This is a genomic window from Roseibium sp. RKSG952 (assembly GCF_009711355.1).
In genome coordinates this window covers 1-1887 of record NZ_SMMF01000562.1, presented here as the reverse complement: position 1 = coordinate 1887, position 1887 = coordinate 1, and the positions used below count along the sequence as shown (strand labels likewise).

Below are 1887 nucleotides of genomic sequence, written 5' to 3'. Positions count from 1 at the left end.
CGCGACAGAGCCGATCCACATCGCTATTTCCGCATTTGTAATTGAAATGCTTTTCGTCCATTTGTCGTCTACTCCGCGAATGATCTCAAGGATTCATACAAAGCTTTCAGGGTGCGAGTCCTAAAGGCTATATTGAAATATATGGTCGGACAGCGGGCGCCGTAAACAAGAAACTTTCGAATCCTTAAAATACATCTCGGACCGAGTGCGGTTTGTTCGATGCGCCGGACCAGAAGTCCAATTGTTTGGGCTGATCCTTCGCGGGACACAATCTGACTTTTATGGCACGACGCATGCTTGTGGCTTTCTCTGGAATAACGCAAAATGCAAGAGCAAGCGGGATACAAGGCGCTCCCGCTTGCGCGGAAGCGCCTTATTCGATGAAACGAAAATGAGAGAGACGCATGACGATCACATCGGCAATTCTAGAGAATGCAGGCTACCGCCAATACAACAGATCCGGGACCCACGTAGCAGGAAGGGATGGATTTGTCGCTCTTTGGCAAAAAAGGATTACAGACGAACTGGGGATTCGGTATTTTGTCAACTTCACCGAATGGGACTTCAGCTATCTGCTTAAAAAGCCTGTCGCCAGAAGCATGTGGGCAAACGTTCAGTTCAATTTGAAGGACGATGCCGTGAGTGACGTTTCTCACTCGATAGCGAACTACTCGCTCGAGGAGGTCGAGGGTTTTTTCGAAAAAATGTGGGTCGAATTCGGCTTTGAATATTACGACGGCCCACCTCGGGCAACCCAGTCTCTCGAGGCAAAACCAATTTAGCAACAACCATTAAAAGGGGTGTTTTGACACCCGGCAGTCAGTCCTCGACTCCCATTTCCTCTTTTGTCCGGCGGGCCGGCGGGGACATCACATCTTTTCCTTCAAGATCAGAGGGGCGCCGACCCGGGAAATTTCCTGGACCCCTGCCAGCCGGTGCTCGAGCGGTTTTTCAACCCCGGGGGCAACTTGCGTTACGACGGGCCACCTCGGGCGACCCAATCTCTCGAGGTAAAACCAATTCGGTAACAACCATTAAAAGGGGTTTTTTGACACCCTTTGTAACCTAATGCTGATCGCAAGGTACGGCACTGGTTTCGAGCACGTCGGAAGCACCGTGATACAGAGAAACCTTGTATGCCCTGAGTATGCCCTGAAAACGCAGGAGGGGTGGACATAGGGGCGGGAAACTGATTGCTCTCCCGCCTTACTAAGCTTTCTCAAAGTGAGTCTAGCGTTGTCTCGCTGGAACCTGACGCGATGACCTCACTTAATGATCTTTTCAATTTCTTCCATCAGATTACACCCTCTGGTCGTCGGGTACATCTTCTTGATGCAATCATCTTGGTCGTCGTCCCTTGCTACCAATAGATCATAACCAGCAAGGCCGTTGCGGTGTGTCTTGGTCAAGGATGCTAGCTGGCGGCTCACTGTACTAACGTTGGTCTCCAACAGTTTACTGATCTCCGTGACCGACTGTCCCGGCTTCTCAACAGCATGGAGATATGCCAGGACGGTTTGAATTGGGATTTCAGCGTCAAGCTTATGGAAAACCTCCAGTGCTTCGCGAAACTTCCGGACTGTGTCTGTAAGCTGTATATTGTTCGTCATTGTCTTCAGTGTTGGTCCTTTGGGGCCGTGTCAACTTCATCGGCGAGCACTCTTTAAAACACTTCAAGCACTCGTTGTAATTACCCAACCCCTTGTTTGTGGAACACTCAGGGAGATACTAAAATTCGGATGATCTGGTAAGGTGTTTTGTCGTTTAAACGGTGAGTATCCACGACCGTGCGGATCATGGCATCGGTCTCGTCCGCCCACTGGAGCGAGGAATACAACGACTGGCATAAGGGAAAGTACACAAAGCTGGCGCGAAGTGCTTCTCAGC

Annotated in this window: 2 protein-coding genes; one reads left to right on the top strand and one right to left on the bottom strand. The window is 50.3% G+C overall.

Annotated features, from left to right (window positions below; all coding sequences use genetic code 11):
* Positions 1–404 precede the first annotated feature (404 nt).
* A complete protein-coding gene (locus tag E1297_RS02275) occupies positions 405–782 on the top strand; it encodes a hypothetical protein (protein ID WP_155133376.1) in 378 nt (125 codons plus the stop codon).
* A 483-nt stretch (positions 783–1265) separates the two neighbouring features.
* On the opposite strand, the gene E1297_RS02270 is transcribed toward E1297_RS02275, so the two are convergent.
* Entirely contained in the window at positions 1266–1610 is a 345-nt protein-coding gene (locus E1297_RS02270) for an ArsR family transcriptional regulator (RefSeq protein ID WP_155133373.1), read from the bottom strand.
* Positions 1611–1887: the final 277 nt, after the last annotated feature.